This window comes from Bosea sp. ANAM02 (assembly GCF_011764485.1).
GTDB lineage: Bacteria > Pseudomonadota > Alphaproteobacteria > Rhizobiales > Beijerinckiaceae > Allobosea.
The window spans coordinates 3,557,067-3,578,099 of sequence record NZ_AP022848.1 but is presented as its reverse complement, the minus strand read 5'-3'; the positions used below and the strand labels follow the sequence as shown (position 1 = coordinate 3,578,099).

Here is a 21,033-nt window from a genome sequence, read left to right as displayed (position 1 = left end):
GATGCTCTTGCCTGATTTAGGAAACGGATCAACCCTGCCGCCCCTCAACGAGGAAAGACGATGCGATATCTCCACACCATGGTGCGCGTGACCGATCTGGATCAGGCGCTGGATTTCTACGTCAACAAGTTCGGCCTGGTCGAAACCCGCCGCATCGAGAACGAGAAGGGCCGTTTCACGATGGTCTTCCTCGCAGCCTCCGACGATCTGGCGGCGGCGAAGGCCGGTGCCTCGCGCGGCAGCCCGACTTTGGAACTGACCTATAACTGGGACCCGGAGACCTATACCGGCGGCCGCAATTTCGGCCATCTCGCCTATGAGGTCGACGACATCTACGCGACCTGCGACAAGCTGATGAAGGCTGGCGTCACCATCAACCGCCCGCCGCGCGACGGCAACATGGCCTTCATCCGCTCGCCCGACAACATCTCGATCGAACTGCTCCAGAAGGGCGAGCCGAAGCCCCCGGCAGAGCCGTGGGCGAGCATGCAGAACACCGGGAGCTGGTGATCGCCGCGTTTGTCCAGTGATAGCCTCCATGATATCATCTGGTGATATCATGGAGGTTGCGATGGGTATTCTCGTTCGGGACCCGAAGGTCGATCGCATGGTCCGCGAACTCGCGGAGCGCGACGGCATCAGCCTGCAGGCGGCGATCGGCATGGCCGTCGAGCGCGAGTTGAAGCGCCGTGAGGAGCGGCGCCGGCAGGTCGATGAGGCCTTCAGGCGCGTCCGCGAGCGCTTTGCCGATCATCCGGTGGTGGACGACGGGATGACGCATAAGGAATTCTTCGATCGCGAGTCAGGTGAGCTTTGAATGTTTCTCGATGCCTCGGTCTTGGTCGCTGTGCTGGCTGGTGAGACAGAAGCTGAAGCGATCCACTCAGCCATCGTCGAAAGCGAGAGGCTGGCGACATCGCCGCTGGCCGTGTTTGAAGCGTCGTCCCGCATCGCAAGGCTGCGTAAGATCCGCTTCGACGAAGCCCATGACGCGGCGATGGATTTTCTGACGTCGATTCAAGCCGAAATGCGGCCTGTCGATACGGAGACCGGTCGTTTGGCCAGCCTTTGCGCTACGCGATATCCTATCTCTCCGGCCACCCGGCACGCCTCAACATGGGCGACTGCTTCTCCTATGCCTCCGCCCGCGGCGCTGGTCTGAAGCTCGCCTACAAAGGCAATGATTTCATCCATACGGATATCGAAGGGCAGCGCTTTGGCTCGTGAACCTGTCCGTGCCGGCGTCTTCTGCCTGGGCATCGCGACGCTGGACTATGTCTACAGCGTCGAGACCATGCCGACGCGCGGCGAGAAGTACCGCTCGCGCGGGCTCGCCGTCGTCGGCGGCGGCTGCGCCGGCAACGCCTCGGTCGCGATCGCCCGCCTTGGCGGAGCCTGCTGGCTGGCGACGCGGCTCGCCGATGACCTGACCGGCGACCAGATCGTCGCCGATCTCGAATCGGAAGGCGTCGATGCCGGCTTCGCCCGCCGCGTTGCCGGCCTGCGCTCACCGGTCTCGGCGATTCTCGTCGATGCAGAAGGCGAGCGCATGGTGATCTCCTATTCCGATCCGGCCATGCCGGAGGATGTCGCCTGGCTACCTGCCGAGCTTCCGGCGAGCGCAGGTGCCGTGCTCGCCGATACGCGCTGGGGGGAGGGGGCGCTCGCCGCCCTCAAGCTCGCGCGATCAGCCGGTGTACCCGGCGTGCTCGATGGCGACCGCAAGCCACCACATCCCGATCTGGTGGGCACGGCGAGCCATGTCGCCTTCAGCCAGCAGGCCCTGCGCGAGATTTCCGGCGAGGAGGATCCGCGCGCCGGCCTTGCCAAGGTATCGGCCGGGGTCCCGAGCTGGCTGGCGGTCACGCTCGGCAAGGGTGGTGTGCTCTTCGTCGAGGAAGACGAGGTCCGGCATAGCCCGGCTTTCATCGTCGACACCGTCGACACGCTGGGCGCCGGCGATGTCTGGCACGGGGCCTTCGCGCTGGCCTTGGCCGAAGGGCAGGCCGAGCCGGCGGCGATCCGTTTCGCCTCGGCGGCGGCGGCGATCAAATGCACCCGCTTCGGGGGGCGCAGCGGCGCGCCGAAGCGCGACGAAGTCGAGCGCTTCCTGGCGCAGGCCGGCGCCTAGCCGATTCAGCTTTCCTCTCCAACGTCGCGCAGCCGTCACGCGCATCGGGCATCTGACCCGGCGCGCGCTGCCGCGCTCAGGAGAGAGCACCATGCTGGCGATCCAGGGTCTGAAATGCATCTATGACACCACGGGCAAGGGTTGGTCGATCGAGCTGGTCCTCAGGGCCGATGGCGAGGAGGCCGTGCGCCGCTTCGATGTCGACGGAGCCGAGGATGCCGAACTGCTGATCGAGGCCTTCGAGGATTCCTCGGCCAGCGCCTTCGATCCGGAAACCGGCGAGATCGTCTTCGGTTACGAATATCTCGACCTCGACGACGAGGATGAGGAAGACGACGAAGACGAGGTCGAGGACGAAGACACCGAGGAATCCGAAGAGGAGGGCGCGGATTCCGACGAGGCCGGCAAGGACGAGAAGCCGAGGGGCTGAAGCCGCGTCGGAACCGGCCGCCTGCGGCCCCACGACGACCATGAGCCCGGAGAGGCAGCCGCCTCGCCGGGCGCTCTCGTTTCGGGGCGCGCCATAGGTCGGGCTTGTTCGGATGCTGGTATCCGCGCAGGAAGCAGGTGCAATCTGCGCAAGGCTTGAGACGCGACGACGGGCAGGGAATGACACAGCAACAGGATGACGATCAGGTCGCGGAGGCGCCATCGGGCGCCCTTGCGACCGCGGTCGACCCGGCGAGCCTCGCCGGTCCGGCCAGCAAGAAGCGCGGAATCTGCGCCATCAGCGGGCAGGAACTGGCGCGCAAGAATCTCATCGAGATCGGCACGCTGCGTCCCGCGCTCGCCGACCATATCCGCGCCGACTTCCCCGATCTGCCCGATCACGCACTGATCAGCATCAAGGAACTCGCGCGTTACCGCACGCGCTATGTCGAGGAGATCCTGCGCGAGGAGCACGGCGAATATTCCGACCTCGACCGCGAGGTCGCCGAGAGCATCGCCCGGCAGGAGACCATCGCCGAGAATACCGAGGATGATTTCGAGGAGCACCGCACGCTCGGCGAGCGCTTCTCCGACAATCTCGCGAGCTTCGGCGGCTCCTGGGCGTTCCTGATCAGCTTCGGCTTCGTGCTGGTGGTCTGGATGGGGATCAACGGCCTGATGGGCGAGGTCAAGGCCTTCGACCCCTATCCCTTCATCCTGCTGAACCTCGTGCTGTCCTGCATCGCGGCGGTGCAGGCGCCGATCATCATGATGAGCCAGAAGCGGCAGGAATCGAAGGACCGCCTGCGTTCGCTCAACGACTATCAGGTCAATCTCAAGGCCGAGCTCGAAATCCGCCACCTGCACGAGAAGATGGATCATCTCGTCACCCGGCAATGGCAGCGTCTCGCCGAAATCCAGCAGGTGCAGCTCGAAATGCTGCAGGAGGCGCAACTGCCGAAGGCGCGGGCGAAGCGCCGCAGGAAGCCGGCCGCCAAGAAGAAGCGCGCCAAGCCGGCCGAAGCGGGGGCTGCTGACAAGCCGGAAGGCGAGAATTAGCCCGCTCGACTGGTCTATTGGAACCGCGCGGTCATCCCGGGCTTGACCCGGGATCCATGCCGGAGCGCTGCCGGTCAAGGTTCAGGCATGGATCCCGGATCTCCGCTCCGCTGCGTCCGGGATGACCTGCTCTTTACGAACGTCGTGTGTTTCAGCGGCAGTCCCCCTCGCTTGACTCCCCGCGCTCCCGCCGGTCATTTCGTCGGCAAACGAATCCGATCGGGAGGATCATCATGGTTGCTTCGCGTTTTGCGCCTGTCGGCGCGCTCTTTGCCGGTCTGGCGCTCGCGGCGGCCGTGCAGCCGGCCTTCGCCCAGGGGCAGGTCACGGTCTATTGCTCGATCCTCGAGGAGCAGTGCCGCGAGGGCGCGGCGATGTTCGAGAAGGCGACCGGCATCAAGGTCTCGATGGTCCGCAAGAGCACCGGCGAGGTCTATGCCCAGGTCAAGGCCGAGGCGAGCAATCCGCGCGGCGACGTCTGGTGGGGCGGGCCGGGCGAACCACATCTCCAGGCGGCCGGCGAAGGTCTGCTCGACGAGTACAAGTCGCCGAAGCTGCCGGAACTGCACGACTGGGCGCAGCGCCATGCCGAGCAGTCGAAGTTTCGCACCAACGGCATCTATCTCGGTGCGCTCGGCGTCGGCTACAACACCGAAGTCCTGAAGAAGAAGGGTATCGCCGCGCCGAAATGCTGGGCCGACCTGCTCGATCCCAAGCTGCGCGACGAGGTCCAGATCGCCGATCCCAGCTCGTCCGGCACGGCCTATGTCTTCCTGGCGACGACGGTGCAGCGCCTCGGCGAGGAGAAGGGCTTCGAATACCTCAAGAGCCTACACAAGAACGTCAGCCAATACACCAAGTCCGGCATCGCCCCGGTCAAGGCGGCCGCGCTCGGCGAGACCGCGGTCGGCATCGCCTTCATCCACGACATGCTCACGCAGAAGCTGCAGGGCGCGCCGATCGAGACCGTCGCTCCCTGCGAAGGCACCGGCTACGAAACCGGCTCGGTCTCGATCATCAAGGGCGGCAAGAACCCGGAAGCCGCGCGCAAGTTCGTCGATTTCACGCTCTCGCCCGATGCCCAGAACATCAACGCGAAGCTGAAGATCAATTCGATCCCGTCGAACAAGAATTCGCTGCTCTCGCCGGATGCGCCGAAATTCGCCGAGATGAAGCTGATCGACTACGACACCCCGCGCTGGGGCTCGCCGGCCGAGCGCTCGCGCCTGCTCAAGAAGTTCGACACCGAGGTCAAGGCGCTGCCGCGCTGAGGCCCCTGTGACATCCAGGCTTGGTAGCACGGCCGCCGGTTTGTGCTACTAAGCTGCGATCCGGGCGCGTGACGCCTGAGCCCCAAGCCATGGGATCGCATCGATGCTTCGCGCCACCTCCGTTCTCCGCAAGGCCGCCGTCAAGGCCGAGCGCGTCGTCGATACGCTGCCGCTTGGCCACCGCGACCGCGCGATCAACGGCGTCAGCGTCCGCGCGACGGGTGGGCTGGAACTCGCGATCGCGCTCGACAGGGCGACGGTGCTGAACGACGGCGACGCGCTGAAGCTGGAAGACGGCACGCTGGTTCGGATCAAGGCCGCGCCGGAAAGCCTGCTGGAAATCCGCGCCGAGAACCCTCTGCGGCTCGTACGCCTCGCCTGGCATCTCGGCGGCCATCACGTCCCGGCCGAAATGACGCCCGATGCCCTCTATGTCCCCAACGATGCGGCGCTCGGCGAACTGGTACGCGGGCAGGGCTGTTCGATGTCGGTGGTCGAGCGACCGTTCCAGCCGGAGGCGGAGGTCCATCACCACGCCCATGGCGACGATTGCGGCTGCGGGCACGACCATCACCAGCATGGCCATGATCACAGCCACGGACATGATCACGCGCACCATGGCCATGATCACGCGCATGGCCACAAGCACGAGCATGACCACAAGCATGCCCATGGCGAGGGCTGCGGCTGCGGCCATGATCACGACGATCACGGCCATGGTCACCACGATCATGGTCACGGCCATGGCGCCGCGCATGGCCACAAGGGCCACTCCCACGATCACTGAGGTGCTTTCCAGACGGCGCGGATACCGCAGGGAACCCTCTCCCGTAGGGAGAGGGCAGGGTGAGGGGTAGGCCGCTCACCGCATTTGCTGTGAGGTGGTCGCTGTGGCGGTGAAGCTGGCGCTTTGCTGGTCCAGCGGCCGACACCTCACCCCTACCCCTCTCCTTACAGGAGAGGGGATCCCGCGCCTTTCATGTCAACGGCGAACTTTCACGCCGCGTAGCCCTTCACCTGCGCCAGCGCGGTCATCACGCCGCGGAGCTCCGCGAGGCCTCGCAGGCGCCCGACGGCGGGGTAGCCCGGGAAGCTGCCCTTGCCGACATCGTCGAGCAGTTCGTGGCCGTGGTCCGGCCGCATCGGGATCTGCCAGTGCTTATGACCGGCAGCCTTGCGGCGCTGCTCCTCGGCCATCAGCGCATCGACCAGCGCGACCATGTCGGTGTCGCCGCCGAGATGCTCGGCCTCCATGAAGGAGCCGTCCGGATCCTTCGCGACATTGCGCAGATGCGCGAACCAGATCTTGTCGGCGAAGCGGCGCGCAATCTGCGGCACATCGTTCCTCGGATTGGCGCCGAGCGAGCCCGAGCAGAGCGTCAGCCCGTTCGCGGGCGATGAGACCGCGCCGAGGATGTAGGCGATGTCGTCCTCGGTCGAGCAGATGCGGGGCAGGCCGAAGAGCGAGCGCGGCGGGTCGTCCGGATGGATGCATAGGCGGATGCCAACCTCCTCGGCGGTCGGAATGATCGCCTCCAGGAAGCGCTTCAGGTTGGCGCGCAGCTTGTCATGGGTCATGCCGGCATAGCGATCGAGGATGCGGGCGAGGCCGGGCAGGTCGTAGCGGTCGAAGGCGCCGGGCAGGCCGGCCATGACGCTTGAAAGCAGGCGGTCGCGATCGGCCTGCGAGGATGCCTCGAACCAGGCCCTGGCCTTGTCCATCACCTCGGGGGAATGCCCCTCGTCGGCGCCCTTGCGCTTGAGCATGAAGTGGTCGAGCGCGACATACTCATGCAGGTTGAAGCGCAAAGCCGTGCCGCCACCAGGTAGCTTGTGGGCGAGCTCGGTGCGGGTCCAGTCCAGCACCGGCATGAAATTGTAGCAGATCACCTCGAGCCCGCAGGCGGCGAGGTTGCGCATCGATTGGCGGTAGTTCTCGAAGACGGTTTCGAGATCGCCTTCGCCGATCTTCACGCTCTCATGGATCGGCAGGCTCTCGACCACCCTCCATTCGAGGCCGAGGCTTTTGTCGGCGCGGACGATGGCCTGGCGCTTCTCGATCTCCTCGACGCTCCAGACCACGCCATAGGGGATCTGGTGCAGCGCGTTGACGATGCCGGTCGCGCCGGCCTGCCGGGCCTGCGCCAGAGTCACGACATCGTCCGGCCCGAACCAGCGCCAGCATTGTTCCATGTCTTGTTGTCCTTGTGAGAAATGCGGCTGTGCTGGAAACGGTGTCAGGAGGCTTCGTGCGCGAGGCGGGAATCGTCGAAGGCGTCCGCATGGTCCTTCGCGATCGTGTCGATCGTCGCGAAGACGGTGCGCAGATGCGCGCGCATCGCGGCTTCCGCGCCTTTCGCGTCATGCTTCATGATGCAGGCGGCGATGATGCGGTGCTCGTTCAGGATGACCTCGGACCAGGACGGCGTCTCCAGCGAAAGGCAGCGCACCCTGTCCATCTGGGCCTTCACGCCCTCGATCATGCTCCAGACGGCGCGGTGCCCGGCGATACGCGAGATCTCGGCATGGAACACCTCGTCGAGGCGGAAGATCTCGGAGCGCTCGCCGCGCCGGACCGCCTCGGCCTGCTCTTCGACCTGGGCCGCGAGCCGGCGGCAATCGGCATCGCCGATGCGCTGGGCGGCCAGCACGACAGTGCGGCATTCCAGCGTCTCGCGGATGAACTGGCTGTCACGCACGGCGGCGAGGTCGATCGGCGCGACGAAGGTGCCGACCTGCGGCACGGCGACGAGGAAGCCTTCGTCGACCAGCCGCTTGAACGCCTCGCGCACGGGCGTGCGGCTGACGCCGAAGCGCAAGGCCATGCGCGCCTCGGACATCGCTTCACGCGGCTTCAGCACGCCGCTGATCACGTCGCTGCGCAGAACGCTGTAGATCTGGTCCGTGCTGTGACGGGTTGCAGGGTGGGCCATTGCCAAGCTCTCGACGACTAGTATACTAGGATACTGATCAACCGGGGGCTGCGTCAACTTCGCAGGTTCCGGGGCGAGGGACGGGGCCGGATCGGGTCGGTCGGGCTGGCGCAACACAATAAGGCTCGTAAGCGGGCCCCCGCATCTGGAGGAGAAATCATGGCTCACGACAGCATCAATCGGCGTCATTTCATCGGTGGCGTTGCCGGCCTCGGCGTCGCTGCGCATGCGCCCGGCGTCTTCGCGCAGCAGCTCAAGCTGCCGGCCTCGCCGCTGACGATCAGCATCATCGATGTCGGCGGGGCGCTCGCCCTCGTCCAGACGCCGCTGGAGAACTATCCGAAGGCCAATCCCAAGGCCGTCTCGCGCATGGTCTTCACCAAGGCCCCGGCGCCCGAACTGCCGGCGAAGATCAAGGCCCAGCAGAATGCCGGCCGCCTCGACATCGACATGGTAATCGGCGGCCTCGACGTACTTTCGGCCGGCATCGACCAGAAGCTCTGGGTCGATCTGCTGCCACGCCTGCAGGCCGAACTGCCGAAGCCGGAGGACATCTACCTCAAGCCGGCGCTCGCCATGCACAATCTCGGGCAAGGTCAGGCCATGGCGATGGTCTATTACCCCTCCGGCCCGCTGCTCGAATACATGCCGGACCGCGTCAAGCAGGTGCCGACCACGGCCGAGGAGCTGCTGGCCTGGACCAAGCAGAACAAGAACCGCTTCTTCTACGGCCGCCCGGCCAATTCCGGCCCCGGCCGCACCTGGATCATGGGCCTGCCCTATCTCCTCGGCGACAAGGATCCGAAAGACCCGGAAAAGGGCTGGGACAAGACCTGGGCCTATCTCAAGGAGCTCGGCGAAAACATCGAGTACTATCCGGGCGGCACCGGCCAGACGATGAAGGAGCTCGGTGACGGCTCGCGCGACATCATCGTCTCGACCACCGGCTGGGACATCAACCCGCGCGTGCTCGGCATCGTGCCGAAGGAGGCCAAGATCCAGCCGCTGAAGGGTTTCCACTGGGTCACCGACGCCCAGTACATGATGATCCCGAAGGGCGTCTCCGACGAGAAGCTCAACGTGCTGCTCGACCTGATCCGCCACATGCTGACGCCCGCGCAGCAGGCCTATACCTATGACGAGGGCTATTTCTATCCGGGCCCGGCCGTGAAGGACGTGCCGCTTTCGATGGCCCCGGCCTCCAGCCAGAAGGCGATCGCCGAGTTCGGCCGGCCCGAATACGAGAAGCTGATCGCCGACAACCCGATGGAAACCCCGCTCAACCCCGACAAGATGGTGATCGCCTTCCGCATCTGGGACGAGCAGGTCGGCGGCGCCAAGAAGAAGTAATTGTGATCGCGGCGGCGGGCTCCGGTTTGATCCGGGGCCCGCCGCCTGCTGTTCCGATCCCGTTTCTCAGATCCATCCGGAAGCCATGACCATCAACGCAGCCTCGTTCCGCGAGCTTCGGCTCGACCGTCTGAGCCGTGACTTCGGCACCCATAACGCGCTCAAGGACGTCTCGCTGACGATCGGCAAGGGCGAGTTCATCGCGCTGCTCGGCCCGTCCGGCTGCGGCAAGTCGACGACGCTGAACCTGATCGCGGGCCTGCTCCCGGCAACCGGAGGCGGCATCTGGCTCGACGACAAGCGCATCGATCCGCTGCGCCCGGAAGAGCGCGGATTCGGCATGGTCTTCCAGAGCTACGCGCTCTTCCCGCATATGAGCGTGAACAGGAATATCGGCTTCGGCCTGAAGATGCGCGGCGTGCCCAAGGCCGAGATCGACAGGCGCGTCGCGGAAGCCGCCGCGCTGGTGCGTCTGCAGGGCCAGACCGAGAAGCTGCCGGGCCAGCTCTCCGGCGGCCAGCAGCAGCGCGTCGCCATCGCGCGCGCCATCGTCGTCGAGCCGCCCCTGGTGCTGATGGACGAGCCGCTCTCGAATCTCGACGCCAAGCTTCGCCTGGAGATGCGCGCCGAGATCCGCCGCATCCATAACACGCTCGGCGCCACCACGATCTACGTCACCCACGACCAGGAGGAGGCGCTTTCGCTCGCCGACCGCATCGTCGTGCTGCGTGACGGCCAGGTCCGTCAGGTCGGCACGCCGGAAGACCTGTTCATGCGGCCGGACCATCTCGACGTCGCCGAGTTCATGGGCTTCCGCAACAAGGTGAAGGGCAAGGTCGCTTCCGTCGGAGACGGCAAGGCGGCGGTCACTGTGGCCGATGCGCAGCTCTCCGGTCGTGCGCGCGAGGCGGTCTCCGCCGGTGCCGACGGCTATCTGGCGATCCGCCCGGAGGATCTGCATCCGGTCGCCGCTGGTCAGCCCGGCCTCGAGGCGCAGGTCGTCTCGACCGAGTTCCGCGGGCGCGAATTCGTCGGCTTCGCCCGCATGGCGGATGGCACGGACCTGTCCTTCCTCGCCCATGACAAGCTGTCCCCGGGCGAAGCGGTGACGCTCGCCGCCGATCCGGACCGCGTCCTCGTCTATGGAGGGGCGGCGTGAGCACCGACACCTTCTCCATTCCGCTGAAGCAGCGCCTGGCGGCGCGCGGGCTCGACGGGCTGACATTGCTCGTCCTGCCTGCGGTGCTGTTTCTGCTGGCGCTGTTCATCTACCCGTTCCTCTACGGGCTCTTCCTGTCCTTCGAGCCGAAGCAGGGCGGCATCTTCGCCAATTACCAGCGCTTCTTCTCCGATCGCTTCCTCTACGGGACGATCGCGACGACGCTCTGGCTCGCGCTTCCCGTGACCATCGCGACGCTGCTGCTGGCGATCCCGATCGCCTTCCGCGTCCGCCTGATGCGCAACCAGCGCCTGCTGACCACGATCCTGGTGATCCCGATCACGCTCGGCACGGTGCTCGTCGCCGAGGGCCTGCTGAACTATCTCGGGCCGCAGGGCTGGTTCAACCGCGTGCTGATGACCTTTGGCATCATCTCCTCGCCGGTGAAGCTGCTGCACAATTACTGGGGCGTGATGCTCTCGCTGGTCATAACCGGCTTCCCCTTCACCTTCCTTTTGACGCTGTCCTACCTATCCGGCATCGATCCGGCGCTGGAGCAGGCGGGCGCGACGCTGGGGGCGGGTCCCTGGGACCGGTTCAAGCACATCCTCTTCCCGCTGCTGCTGCCGGGTCTGGCGATCACCTTCTGCCTGAGCTTCGTTCAGGCCTTCTCGGTCTTCCCTTCGGCCGTGCTGCTCGGCGCGCCCTCGGGGCCGACCCGGGTGATCTCGATCGCGGCCTATCAGGCGGCCTTCGAGGAATACGACTACTCCATGGCATCGGCCGTCGCGATGATCATGGGCGTGGTTCAGCTCACCATCGTCGTCGTGGTTCTGGCCGCGCGCGGGCTTCTGTATCGCGGCCCTGCCGGCGGCGGAAAGGGCTGATCTCATGGTCAAGGATACTCGTCTCTCGACGAAGCTCTGGGCGGCCGCCAACTGGACGCTGATCGGCTTCTTCATCGTCAACCTCTTCGCGATGATCGCGACGGTGGTGACCTCGTCCTTCTCGACGCGCTGGCTCGGCACCTGGCTGCCGGCCGGCTGGACGACGCGCTGGTATTCGGCGGCCTGGGCGGAGTTCCAGCTCTATGATGTGCTGCTCGTCACCTTCCAGATCGTCTTCCTGGTGGTGGCGCTCTCCGGCCTGATCGGCGTGCCGGCGGCCTATGCGCTGGCCCGGCGCGACTTTCCCGGCAAGAAGCTCGTCATGCTGCTCTTCCTGCTGCCGCTCCTGGTGCCGCCGATCACCTTCGGTATCCCGCTGGCGACGGTGCTCTACCAGACCGGCTTCGCCGGCCAGATGTCGGGCGTCGTGCTCGCCAATCTCGTGCCGACCGTGCCTTTCGTCATCCTCGTGATGATCCCGTTCATCGAGCAGATCGACACCAAGATCGAGGCGGCGGCGCGCGTCTTCGGCGCCAACACCTTCAAGCTCTTCGTGCATGTGCTGCTGCCGCTGCTCATGCCCGGCATCCTCGCCGCCCTGCTCTTGGTGCTGGTCAGGACGCTCGCCATGTTCGAACTGACCTTCCTCACGGCCGGCCCGACCAGCCAGACGCTCGTCGTCGCGCTCTACTATGCGGTCTTCGCCGCCGGCGTGCGCGCGGTGCAGTCGATCGATGCCATGGCGGTGATCTACATGGTCACCACGCTGATCTGGCTCGTGATCGCGCTGCGCTTCGTCAATCCGACGCAGATCGTCGCCCGCGCCAAGCGGTGACGAGAACGGGCGGCGTTCCTCGCGGGGCGCCGCCCGTCGAGTTCACAGGGCGTCCGGCCGCTCGTCCTCATTGGCGGCGCTGCGGCTCCTGAACAGCCGCCACAGCGACTTGCGCAGGCGCCGCGATGTCAGATGCGCGCCGGCCGGCCGACGCTCCAGCGTGATCTTCTGGTCGTGATAGTCTTCGAGACCCGGTCGATGGCCGACGCTGATCAGCGTCGCTTCCGCCAGATCCTCGTCGAACAGGCTGAGCAGCGAGGCCTGGCTTTCCTCGTCGAGCGCCGAGGTCGCCTCGTCCATCACGATGATGTCCGGCTTCTGAAGCAGCAGGCGGGCGAAGGCGACGCGCTGGCGCTCGCCGCCCGAGAGGACGCGGTCCCAGTCCTCGTCCTCCACATCGAGCTTCCTGGCCAGATAGCCCAGGCCGCATCGCAGCAAGGCGCCCGCGATCGCATCGTCGGGAACGGAGCGATCCGCATCCGGATAGAGCAGGATCGTGCGCAAGGTCCCGCGCGGCAGGTAAGGCTTCTGCGGCACGAAGGCGATGGTCTGGCCGGACGGCACGCGGATCGTGCCCGAACCCCAGGGCCAGATGCCGGCGAGCGCCCGGATCAGCGTGCTCTTGCCCGAGCCGCTTTCGCCCGCGATCAGTACCTTCGCCCCTCGTGGAATGGAGACGGTGGCGTCGGCCAGCACGACGCGGCCATTGCTGTGCGCGACCGACAGGTTCTCCAGGTGGATCGCGCCGTCCTCGCTCGTGGCGAGCGCGATCTGCTCGTCCTGCTCCATGATCGTGCCGATATCCAGCGCCTCCAGCTCCTCCACCAACTCGTCGACGCGGGTGACCGAGGCGAACCACTCCGCCAGCCGCACGAAATTGTCGACGAACCAGATCAGCGCGGCCTGCACGGCGCTGAAGGCTGCAACGACCTGCACGACCGCGCCCAGCGAGACGCCGCCGGAGAGATATTTAGGCGCGATCAGCAGGAGCGGCACGATCGGGAACAGCGCACCATTGGTGTTGAGCACCAATGCGATGACTCCCTGCTGGCGCACGATCCTGAGCCAGGCTGCGACCACGCGCCCGTAATTCTCCCCCTGGGAGCTGCGTTCGTCGGCATCGCCCTTGATCAGCGCAATGCTCTCGGCATTCTCGCGCAGCCGCGTCATCTCGGCCCGGAACTGCGCCTCCATCTCGTTCTTGTGGGCGACGCGCGCCACCAGCGGCCGCCCGGCGAGATAGGCGCCGAGCGAGGCGATCACGGCATAGATCACGGCCGCGACCGCCATGTAGCTGGGGATGACGATCGTCGTGCCGCCCAGCGTGAACTCCGCCGAGCCGGCGACCTGCCAGAGGATGGCGGCGAAGGTCGCCGCCGTGACGAAGGCGGTGATCAGCCCGATCGCGAGCTCGACCAGCGGCTCGACGGCCAGCCGGACATCCTCGGCGATGCGATATTCCGGCGCGGTCAGTCTCTTGGTCAGGAAGCCCAGCCGGTAATAGCGCTGGTCGGCGATCCACCAGCCCCCGAGGCGGCGCGTCAGGTTCTCGCGCCAGCGCACCTGCAGCAGCATGCGGCTGACGACGAGGCCGGAGACCGACAGGGCCGAAGCCGCCAGCAGGAAGGGCAGCCAGCCGGTCGTCGCCCAGACGGCGCCGACATCGCGCTTTTCGAGCGCGTCGAAGAACCAGCGGTTCCAGCGGTTGATGCCGACGGCGGCGGAGGTCTGCGCGGCAATGAAGACGAGGACGGTGAGTGTCAGGCCCCAGGCCTGCCAGCGCGTCCTGCCGCGCCAGTAACGCAGCGCGATTCGGAAAAACTGGCGCATGCGTGATCGGCGCGAAACCTGCGGAGCCTCTGCCATGTGCTACTCCGCCTTTCAGGCGCCGTCGCGCTCGGGAAAGGCTCGCGACAGGCAGCCTCCATTTCCTCAAACCGCAGCCCGGCGCCTCGGTTCCATCGGCTTTCGGAGTAGGTCCGGACAAGACGCAAGCCGGTTTTTTCGCCATGCCCCTCGCGCGTCCGGGCGATTTGCGCCATATACGCCGCAGTTTCGCCGTTCAGGCGTCGTTTGACGCCGGGAGTAGCCGATCTGGCGACAACGCATCACCGCTGACAGGCATTCGCAGGCCGAGAGTTGAACGCAGAGATCCCGACAACCGAAGCTGGTCGCGCGCCGAGCTTCTGGCGCTTCTCCGTGGCGCCGATGATGGACTGGACGGACCGGCATTGCCGGGTGATCCACCGCCTGATGTCGCGCCATGCGCTGCTCTATACCGAGATGGTCACGGCGCAGGCGGTGATCCGCGGCGATCGCGAGCGGCTGATCGGTTTCGACACTGTCGAACATCCCGTCGCGCTCCAACTCGGCGGAAACGACCCGAAGCTGCTGGCGGAAGCCGCGAAGATCGGCGCCGATTTCGGTTATGACGAGATCAACCTGAACTGTGGCTGCCCTTCGGACCGCGTGCAGGGCGGGGCCTTCGGCGCCTGCCTGATGCGCGAGCCGGCGCTGGTCGGCGATTGCGTCGCGGCGATGAAGGCGGCGGTCAAGGTCCCCGTCACGGTGAAATGCCGCATCGGCGTCGACGACCAGGACCCGGAAATCGCGCTCGATGCGCTGACCGCTTCGGTGCGTGCCGCCGGCGTCGATGCTCTCATCGTCCATGCCCGCAAGGCCTGGCTGCAGGGGCTTTCGCCCAAGGAGAACCGCGAGATCCCGCCGCTCGACTACGAGCGCGCCTATCGCCTGAAGGCGGCCGATCCCGACCTGCCGGTCGCGATCAACGGCGGAATCAAGACGCCTTCGGAATGGCTGCCCCATCTGGAGAGGCTCGACGGCGTGATGGTCGGTCGCGAGGCCTATCAGAACCCCGAGATCCTGCTTCAGGTCGATCCGCTGCTCTTCGGTGAGGCGGCGCCGGTGGCCGATGCCTTCGCCATGCTGGAGGCGCTGGAGCCGCATCTCGCCGCACATCTCGCGCGGGGCGGGCGCCTGCATGCCTTCACCCGTCACCTTGTCGGCCTCTTCCCGGGCCGCCCGGGCGCGCGCCTGTTCCGCCGCCATCTGGCCGAGCGCTGCGTCGGCGCCGACGCGACGCTGGACGACCTGCGCGCGGCCATCGCCCATGTCTCGCGCCACGAGGCGGCAGCCGCGGCCTGAGGCCGACCGTCCGCGAACGAACAGCTCGGAGCTTTGGGCGGGGCGGATCGTCATCTTCCTGAACATCGCAGACGGCGAGAGCCGTCGGCTCGCGCGCCTTGGGTGAAGGCGCCGACGCCAGGGGCCATAAACTCGCCCTTAACCTCGATCGTTCATTTCGTCGGACCAGTAATGGCTTCGCGCGGGCTGTCCCTGCTGCGTTGCGAGGGTGACAAACCATGCGGCTGGTCGTCGGCACAATCATCGTCTTCGTCTGCGTCTTCGGCAGCTACGCGGCGATGGGCGGCCACCTCGAAGTTCTTTGGCAGCCGTTCGAGTTCGTCATCATCCTCGGCGCGGCGATTGGTGCCTTCATCATCGGCAACCCCGGGCCGGTGCTCAAGGCCGTGCCCGGCATGCTCGGCACGATCGTCAAGGGCCCCAAGTACAAGCAGGAATGCTATGTCGAGCTGCTGGGAATGCAGTATTCGCTGTACAAGCTCGTGAAGCAGAAAGGCATGCTCGCGGTCGAGCAGCACATCGAGAATCCGAGCGAGTCGACACTCTTCAACGCCTTCCCGACTTTTGCGGCGAACCATCACGCGGTCGAGTTCGTCTGCGACTACATGCGCATGTTGACGCTGGGCGCCAACAACGTCCACGAGATCGACGCTCTGATGGACGAGGAACTGGAGACGCACCATCAGGAGCAGGAGCGTGTCGTCGCGGCCATGCAGTCGCTTGCCGACGGAACCCCGGCACTCGGCATCGTCGCCGCCGTGCTCGGCGTGATCAAGACGATGGGGGCGATCAAGGAGCCGCCGGAAGTTCTGGGACATCTGATCGGCGGCGCGCTCGTCGGCACCTTTTTCGGCGTTTTCGTCGCCTATGGCTTCTTCGCGCCGATGGCAGCCTCGCTGAAGAGCACCTTCGAGGCGGAAGCCAAATATTTCCTGTCGCTCAAGGCAGGGCTCCTTGCCCATATCGCCGGTCAGCCGCCGGTGATGTCGGTGGAATTCGCGCGCAAGGCCCTGATGAGCGATGTCCGCCCGACCTTCGCCGAAGTGGAAGCGGCGACCGCCGCTCTGCCCGCCAACATCTGACCCGATCTCCAGCAGGACGCAATGGCCAAATCGACCCAGCCGATCATCATCAAGAAGGTCAAGAAGGCCGGTCATGCGCATCACGGCGGGGCCTGGAAGATCGCCTATGCGGATTTCGTGACCGCGATGATGGCGTTCTTCCTGCTGATGTGGCTGATCAGCATGACGACGCAGGAGCAGAAGGACGGCCTGGCCGAATACTTCGCGCCGACCTCCGCTCTGAGTTCCGGCACGAGCGGCTCCGGCGGCATCCTGATGGGGACGGCGCTGGACAAGTCGGGCAACAAGACGTCGGCGCCCCGCGACTCGGCGAGAGACACGACCGGGCAGGAGGACAAGACGCGGCCGACCAATTCGGGAGGCGCCAGCGATCGCGAGGCGAACCGCCGGGCCGCCAGCGCGCAGGCCAACTACAGCGCCATCGCGAGCCTCCGGCAGGCGCTCCAGAACATGCCCGAGATCGCCGATCTGTCGCGCAATATAGTGATCGAGCAGACCAAGGATGGCGTGAACGTTTCCCTCGTCGACGATAACGGCCGCTCGATGTTCCCCGAGGGCTCCGTCCAGCCCTACGAGCGTACCCGCCTCCTGCTGGAGGCGATCGCGCCCACCTTGCGCCGGCTCCCCAATCAGCTGACGATCAGCGGGCACACCGCCGCCGCCCGCCCGGGCTCGGTTCAGGCCGTCGATTCCTGGGGCCTCACAGCCGGGCGCGCGCTCGCGGTACGCGAGATCCTCTCGGGTGCCGGGCTCCCCAACGACCGCTTCACCTCCGTCGTGGGACGCTCCGACACCGAGCCGCTGTTCCTCGACAATCCCTATATTCCGCCGAACCGACGGGTGACGGTCACACTGCTCAACGCGGAACCGCCGCTGCCTCCGGGCGCCTTTCCCTGAGAGGGCGCCTCTGGCCACCTCCGTGCTCCCTTGAAATCGGGATCCGATGCCGCGTAGGGCAGGGGGCTACCCATGCCAGGCCGGTCATGGCCTCGGAGATCGCGATGCGTTGCGCGACATCAGGGACAACCGCCGCGAGCAGCCATCGACGCGACCGTCCGCACCTTGCCTACCGATACCGATGGGTAACCGGCGCCGACCGATAAGACGCGGTCTCTGGCACGCCCAGACGCGCATCCTCATGGACCGGCTTGACGGGCGAAGCAGTTCGCGTTTACACTTAACTCAATGGTTAAGTTTCAGGATGCGCAGCTCGACCGGACCTTTTCCGCCCTGGCGGACCCGACGCGGAGGGCCTTGCTGGCGCGCCTGGAGCGGGAGGACGGGCTCTCGGTCAGCGAGTTGGCGAAGCCCTTCCCGGTCTCGCTCCCGGCCATCATGAAGCATCTCGACGTCCTCACGGATGCCGGTTTGCTGACGCGGACCAAGGCGGGGCGCACCGTGTCCTGCCATCTGAATGCGGAGCCGATGGAGGAGGCGATGGGCTGGCTGGCGCGCTATCAGCGCTTCTGGATCGAGCGGCTCGACGCGCTGGAGGCGCTGCTCGAAACGCGGCGCAAGGGCGAAAGCTGAAGGGTGGAGAGGGCACATGCATCAGCCGGTGACACCGAGCCTCACCATGAAGCGCCGCCTCAAGGCGTCGCCGGCCGAGGTTTACCAGGCCTGGACGGATCCGGACCTGCTCGTGCGCTGGTTCGGCCCGGAGAATGTCGTGGCGCAGGAGGCGCAGATCGATCCGCGCGTCGACGGCGCCTATCGCGTCGTCATGATCGAGGACACCGGCGAGCGCCATGAGGTGCTCGGCCGCTATCTGGAGGTGGTCGAGAACGAACGTCTCGTCTTCAGCTGGTCCTGGATCACGACGCCGGAGCGTGTCTCGCGCGTCACCGTGACGCTCAAGTCCGATGGCGACGGCACGATCCTGACGCTTCTGCACGAGAAGCTCGCCGATGATGCCGCCGTCCGCGGCCACACCCATGGCTGGACGGGCACCATGGCCAAGCTCGAGGCCTATTTCGCCTGAACGGCGGCGTGCCGCGGCCTGATCCGCGCCGCGCCGAAGAAGCCGCCGGCCCCGCGTCGGCGGAGTTTGGAGGAGAGGAGACGATGGAACACAGGATCGTATCCCGTGAGGAGTGGCTTGCCGCGCGTAAAGCTCACCTCGCCAACGAGAAGGAGCTGACCCGCCGGCGCGACGCGCTCTCGGCCGAGCGCCGCGCATTGCCCTGGGTCCGAATCGAAAAGACCTACACCTTCGAGGGTTGGGATGGTGCGCTGTCGCTGAGTGATCTCTTCGCCGGCAACAGCCAGTTGATCATCTATCACTTCATGTTCGGGCCCGGCGCCCGCGAGGGTTGCCCGAGCTGCTCCTTCCTGGCCGATCATTTCGACGGTGCCAACCGGCACCTCAGGCATCACGATGTCAGCCTCGTCGTGGTCTCGCGCGCGCCTTACGCCGAGTTCCAGAATTTCCGGCATCGCATGGGCTGGGATTTCCCCTGGGTCTCATCGGCCAACAGCGACTTCAACTACGACTTCCACGTCTCGCCGAGCCCGGAGGAGCAGGCGGCCGGCCGCTACGAGTACAATTACGCGCTGCATGACGGGCAGGGCGGCGAGATGCCGGGCTTCAGCGTCTTCTATCGGAACGACGCGGGCGAGATCTTCCACACCTACTCGACCTATGCCCGCGGCGGCGACCTGCTGATCGGCGCCCATAACTTCCTCGACATGACCCCGAAGGGGCGCAACGAAGTGGGGATCATGGACTGGGTCCGCCATCACGACCGCTATCCCGTCAAGCCGCTCGGCGCGGCAAGCTTCCAGCCCGAGCTCGCGGTGAGCTCCCGCTGCGATTGAACGGACCCGTTTCGGATCCTGAGGGTTGATATCAACATTTATCGGACGGCTGCGGATGGCGGCCGTGAGCAGGGAGATAGGTAATGGCTTATGTGGATGGTTTCGTCGTCGCGGTGCCCGCTGCGAACAAGGACGCGTACCGCAAGCAGGCGGCCGATGCGGCGCCGCTGTTCAAGGAATTCGGCGTTCGGCGCCATGTCGAAGCCTGGGGCGACGACGTCCCCGACGGCAAGGTCACGGATTTCAAGGGCGCGGTGAAGGCGACGCCGGACGAGGTCGTGGTCTTCTCCTGGTTCGAATACCCGGACCGGGCGACGCGTGACGCCGCCAACGAGAAGATCATGAGCGATCCGCGCATGAAGGCGATGGGCGAGGCGATGCCGTTCGACGGCAAGCGCATGATCTATGGCGGGTTCGCCCCGATTCTCGATGAAGGCGAGGGCGGCGCGATGGGCTATCTCGACGGCGTCCTCGTCGCCGTGCCGGACGAGCGCAAGGCGGACTACCGTGATTTCTCGGCCAACCACGCTGCGTTATTCAAGGAATTCGGCGCCCGTCGCGTCGTCGACGCCTGGGGCGACGACGTGCCCGACGGCAAGGTCACCGACTTCAAGGGCGCGGTGAAGGCGCAGGCCGGCGAGACGGTCGTGTTCAGTTGGGTCGAATGGCCGTCGAAGGAGGCCCGCGCCGCCGCCTGGGGCAAGATGATGGAGGACCCGCGCATGCAGGCGCTCGAAATGCCTTTCGACGGCAAACGCGTCGTCTATGGCGGCTTCGCGCCGATCCTCGACACCGGGCGCGGTTGAGGCAGCCTAGGCCCCAGCGAGAGCGGTTTGTTTCTCCTCGGAACCAAGCGGTCATCCCGGGCTTGACCCGGGATCCATGCCGGAACGCTTCCGATCGAGGTTCAGAAATGGATCCCGGATCTTCGCTTCGCTGCGTCCGGGATGACCCGCGTTTCCTCGACAGCGCGGTAGCCTCAGGCCCCAATTCACCAACCGGCCGGTCAGGGCATCTTGCCCCCGCCGGCCAAATGGCCGAGAGATCGGGTGGCTTCACCGGATCTCTCGTCATGTTTGCTGGCATTCCCATCGGCGATCTCGCCTTCCTCGCCGTCTCGCTCGTGCTGGCCGGCGCTGTCACCGGCCTCCTGGCCGGCGTCTTCGGCGTCGGTGGCGGCGCGGTCATCGTGCCGGTGCTCTACGAGATCTTCCGCGTCATCGGCGTGGCGGAGGAGGTGCGCATGCCGCTCAGCGTCGGCACCTCGCTGGCGATCATCATCCCGACCTCAATCCGCTCCTTCAATGCCCATCGGGCCAAGGGGCTCGTCGATCTGTCGATCCTCAAGGTCTGGGCGGTGCCGGTCATCGTCGGCGTTCTCGCCGGCAGCTGGATCGCCCGCTTCGCACCGGCCGATCTCTTCAAGATCGTCTTCGTCGCGGTCGCGACGATCTCGGCCTTGCGCCTGCTCTTCGCGGCGGATCGCTGGAAATTCGGTGAAGACATGCCCGGCAAGCCGCTGATGGTCGCCTATGGCGGCATCATCGGCGTGCTCTCGGCCTTGATGGGCATCGGCGGCGGCCAGCTCTCTAGCCTGTTCATGACCTTCTATGGCCGGCCGATCCATCAGGCGGTCGCGACTTCCTCGGGGCTGGGCGTTCTGATCTCGATTCCCGGCGCTCTCGGCTTCATCTATGCGGGCTGGCCGCAGATGGCCCTGGGCACGCTGCCGCCGCTCTCGCTCGGCTATGTCTCGCTGATCGGCATGATCCTGTTCATCCCGACCTCGATCTGGACGGCGCCGATCGGCGCGCGATTGGCACACCAGCTCTCCAAGCGGCGCCTCGAGATTGCCTTCGGCTTGTTCCTCCTCGTCGTAGCCGGCCGCTTCATCTGGTCGCTGATTCACTGAGGC

General features: G+C 66.0%; 23 protein-coding genes. 20 read left to right on the top strand and 3 right to left on the bottom strand.

Features of this window, described 5'->3' with window-relative positions; all coding sequences use genetic code 11:
* Window positions 1-60 precede the first annotated feature (60 nt).
* From OCUBac02_RS17205 to OCUBac02_RS17170, 8 genes are all read left to right on the top strand, one after another.
* Window positions 61-510, top strand: coding sequence for a VOC family protein (locus OCUBac02_RS17205; RefSeq protein ID WP_173047331.1), 450 nt, complete (start codon window positions 61-63; stop codon window positions 508-510).
* 61 nt (window positions 511-571) lie between these two features.
* Window positions 572-817 carry a type II toxin-antitoxin system VapB family antitoxin gene (locus OCUBac02_RS17200; protein WP_173047329.1) on the top strand — a complete coding sequence of 82 codons (246 nt, stop codon included), beginning with the start codon at window positions 572-574 and terminating at the stop codon, window positions 815-817.
* Entirely contained in the window at window positions 818-1,162 is a 345-nt protein-coding gene (locus OCUBac02_RS27575) for a PIN domain-containing protein (RefSeq protein ID WP_173047327.1), read from the top strand.
* Window positions 1,163-1,216: 54 nt separating this feature from the next.
* Window positions 1,217-2,131 carry a PfkB family carbohydrate kinase gene (locus tag OCUBac02_RS17190; protein WP_173047325.1) on the top strand — a complete coding sequence of 305 codons (915 nt, stop codon included), beginning with the start codon at window positions 1,217-1,219 and terminating at the stop codon, window positions 2,129-2,131.
* 91 nt (window positions 2,132-2,222) lie between these two features.
* Window positions 2,223-2,561 carry a hypothetical protein gene (locus OCUBac02_RS17185; protein WP_047572597.1) on the top strand — a complete coding sequence of 113 codons (339 nt, stop codon included), beginning with the start codon at window positions 2,223-2,225 and terminating at the stop codon, window positions 2,559-2,561.
* 179 nt (window positions 2,562-2,740) lie between these two features.
* Entirely contained in the window at window positions 2,741-3,619 is an 879-nt protein-coding gene (locus tag OCUBac02_RS17180; protein ID WP_173047323.1) for a DUF1003 domain-containing protein, read from the top strand.
* Between the two features lie 233 nt (window positions 3,620-3,852).
* Entirely contained in the window at window positions 3,853-4,890 is a 1,038-nt protein-coding gene (locus OCUBac02_RS17175; protein WP_173047321.1) for an ABC transporter substrate-binding protein, read from the top strand.
* 103 nt (window positions 4,891-4,993) lie between these two features.
* Window positions 4,994-5,677, top strand: a complete 684-nt coding sequence (locus OCUBac02_RS17170) for an urease accessory protein UreE (RefSeq protein ID WP_173047319.1) — start codon at window positions 4,994-4,996, stop codon at window positions 5,675-5,677.
* A gap of 209 nt (window positions 5,678-5,886) precedes the next feature.
* Here the strand turns inward: OCUBac02_RS17170 and uxuA are convergent, their stop codons facing one another.
* Both uxuA and OCUBac02_RS17160 read right to left on the bottom strand, forming a co-directional pair.
* A complete protein-coding gene (uxuA, locus tag OCUBac02_RS17165; protein ID WP_173047317.1) occupies window positions 5,887-7,083 on the bottom strand; it encodes a mannonate dehydratase in 1,197 nt (398 codons plus the stop codon).
* Window positions 7,084-7,127: 44 nt separating this feature from the next.
* Window positions 7,128-7,823, bottom strand: coding sequence for a GntR family transcriptional regulator (locus OCUBac02_RS17160; protein ID WP_173047315.1), 696 nt, complete (start codon window positions 7,821-7,823; stop codon window positions 7,128-7,130).
* A 159-nt stretch (window positions 7,824-7,982) separates the two neighbouring features.
* Here OCUBac02_RS17160 and OCUBac02_RS17155 point away from each other — a divergent pair, with 159 nt between their 5' ends.
* The 4 genes from OCUBac02_RS17155 to OCUBac02_RS17140 all read left to right on the top strand — a co-directional run bounded on the left by OCUBac02_RS17155 (window position 7,983) and on the right by OCUBac02_RS17140 (window position 12,054).
* The gene (locus OCUBac02_RS17155; RefSeq protein ID WP_173047313.1) at window positions 7,983-9,173 is read left to right on the top strand and encodes an extracellular solute-binding protein; all 1,191 of its coding nucleotides are present in this window, start codon (window positions 7,983-7,985) and stop codon (window positions 9,171-9,173) included.
* Between the two features lie 91 nt (window positions 9,174-9,264).
* The gene (locus tag OCUBac02_RS17150; protein ID WP_173049650.1) at window positions 9,265-10,332 is read left to right on the top strand and encodes an ABC transporter ATP-binding protein; all 1,068 of its coding nucleotides are present in this window, start codon (window positions 9,265-9,267) and stop codon (window positions 10,330-10,332) included.
* On the top strand, window positions 10,329-11,219 hold the full coding sequence (locus OCUBac02_RS17145; protein WP_244638968.1) for an ABC transporter permease: 891 nt from the start codon (window positions 10,329-10,331) through the stop codon (window positions 11,217-11,219). The genes OCUBac02_RS17150 and OCUBac02_RS17145 overlap by 4 nt, the downstream gene beginning before the upstream one ends.
* Before the next feature lie 4 nt (window positions 11,220-11,223).
* The gene (locus tag OCUBac02_RS17140; RefSeq protein WP_047580561.1) at window positions 11,224-12,054 is read left to right on the top strand and encodes an ABC transporter permease; all 831 of its coding nucleotides are present in this window, start codon (window positions 11,224-11,226) and stop codon (window positions 12,052-12,054) included.
* Between the two features lie 42 nt (window positions 12,055-12,096).
* Here the strand turns inward: OCUBac02_RS17140 and OCUBac02_RS17135 are convergent, their stop codons facing one another.
* A complete protein-coding gene (locus tag OCUBac02_RS17135; protein ID WP_173047311.1) occupies window positions 12,097-13,884 on the bottom strand; it encodes an ABC transporter ATP-binding protein/permease in 1,788 nt (595 codons plus the stop codon).
* A 309-nt stretch (window positions 13,885-14,193) separates the two neighbouring features.
* Here OCUBac02_RS17135 and dusA point away from each other — a divergent pair, with 309 nt between their 5' ends.
* The 8 genes from dusA to OCUBac02_RS17095 all read left to right on the top strand — a co-directional run bounded on the left by dusA (window position 14,194) and on the right by OCUBac02_RS17095 (window position 21,030).
* A complete protein-coding gene (gene dusA, locus OCUBac02_RS17130) occupies window positions 14,194-15,219 on the top strand; it encodes a tRNA dihydrouridine(20/20a) synthase DusA (RefSeq protein WP_280528825.1) in 1,026 nt (341 codons plus the stop codon).
* 218 nt (window positions 15,220-15,437) lie between these two features.
* The gene (motA, locus tag OCUBac02_RS17125) at window positions 15,438-16,301 is read left to right on the top strand and encodes a flagellar motor stator protein MotA (RefSeq protein WP_047576868.1); all 864 of its coding nucleotides are present in this window, start codon (window positions 15,438-15,440) and stop codon (window positions 16,299-16,301) included.
* A gap of 21 nt (window positions 16,302-16,322) precedes the next feature.
* Complete coding sequence (locus OCUBac02_RS17120) at window positions 16,323-17,198, top strand: flagellar motor protein MotB (RefSeq protein ID WP_047576866.1); 876 nt, start codon at window positions 16,323-16,325, stop codon at window positions 17,196-17,198.
* Window positions 17,199-17,486: 288 nt separating this feature from the next.
* Window positions 17,487-17,831, top strand: a complete 345-nt coding sequence (locus tag OCUBac02_RS17115) for an ArsR/SmtB family transcription factor (protein ID WP_047576864.1) — start codon at window positions 17,487-17,489, stop codon at window positions 17,829-17,831.
* A 16-nt stretch (window positions 17,832-17,847) separates the two neighbouring features.
* Window positions 17,848-18,282 carry an SRPBCC family protein gene (locus OCUBac02_RS17110; RefSeq protein ID WP_173047310.1) on the top strand — a complete coding sequence of 145 codons (435 nt, stop codon included), beginning with the start codon at window positions 17,848-17,850 and terminating at the stop codon, window positions 18,280-18,282.
* Between the two features lie 83 nt (window positions 18,283-18,365).
* On the top strand, window positions 18,366-19,118 hold the full coding sequence (locus OCUBac02_RS17105) for a DUF899 domain-containing protein (protein WP_052232147.1): 753 nt from the start codon (window positions 18,366-18,368) through the stop codon (window positions 19,116-19,118).
* An 83-nt stretch (window positions 19,119-19,201) separates the two neighbouring features.
* Window positions 19,202-19,924 (top strand): DUF1428 domain-containing protein, encoded by a 723-nt coding sequence (locus tag OCUBac02_RS17100; RefSeq protein WP_173047308.1) that lies wholly within the window; start codon window positions 19,202-19,204, stop codon window positions 19,922-19,924.
* A 266-nt stretch (window positions 19,925-20,190) separates the two neighbouring features.
* A complete protein-coding gene (locus OCUBac02_RS17095; protein ID WP_173047306.1) occupies window positions 20,191-21,030 on the top strand; it encodes a sulfite exporter TauE/SafE family protein in 840 nt (279 codons plus the stop codon).
* Window positions 21,031-21,033: the final 3 nt, after the last annotated feature.